The organism is Cupriavidus sp. WS, assembly GCF_000395345.1.
GTDB lineage: Bacteria > Pseudomonadota > Gammaproteobacteria > Burkholderiales > Burkholderiaceae > Cupriavidus > Cupriavidus basilensis_B.
The window spans coordinates 1-626 of record NZ_AQPL01000376.1 but is presented as its reverse complement, the minus strand read 5'-3'; the positions used below and the strand labels follow the sequence as shown (position 1 = coordinate 626).

Here is a 626-nt window from a genome sequence, read left to right as displayed (position 1 = left end):
GCGGGCAAAACCATCGGCAGCGGCAGGCCGCCCGGGGGATAGGCTCAGGTCGTCGCTCATGTCGTCGTTTTCTTGTTGTCGGTGCCGCCGGGGAGGAGCGGAAGCCAAGCCTCTGCGGGCCAGTGGCGATTATCGCCGCAGCCGGCAAGCAATAACAGCATCAGATCGGCGATAATTTTGCGTATCAGTTCGATTGCCGGTCCGCGCGCCCGGCCCGCCCGCCCATGAAACGCTACGAAGAACTGGCGGAAACGCTGGCCAGGGACATCCGCAACGGCAGCCTGCCGCCCGGCACCAAGATGCCGTCCATCCGCAAGACCGTGGCGCAGTACAGCGTGAGTCCCGCCACCGCGTTCCAGGCCTACTACCGGCTGGAAGAGCGCGGGCTGGTGCGCGCGCGCGAGCGCTCGGGCTACTACGTGACCGGGCCGGTCGGGCGCACGCTGCCGCTGCCCCAGCCGGTGGTGCGGCGCACCCAGCAGGTCTCCACCGACGTCGACATCTCCAAGCTGGTCTTCTCGGTGCTGGACGCCGCGCGCGACCCGCGGCTGATCCAGCTCGGCTCGGCCTTCCCTTCGCCGGAGCTGTTCCCGTGGGAGCGGCTGGGCAAGTCGCTGGCGCGCGCG

General features: G+C 69.2%; 1 protein-coding gene. It reads left to right on the top strand.

Annotated elements, in window-relative coordinates:
* Positions 1 to 224 precede the first annotated feature (224 nt).
* Positions 225 to 626 (top strand): GntR family transcriptional regulator (locus K206_RS39440; RefSeq protein ID WP_043367148.1); only part of this gene is annotated, 402 nt, incomplete at its 3' end.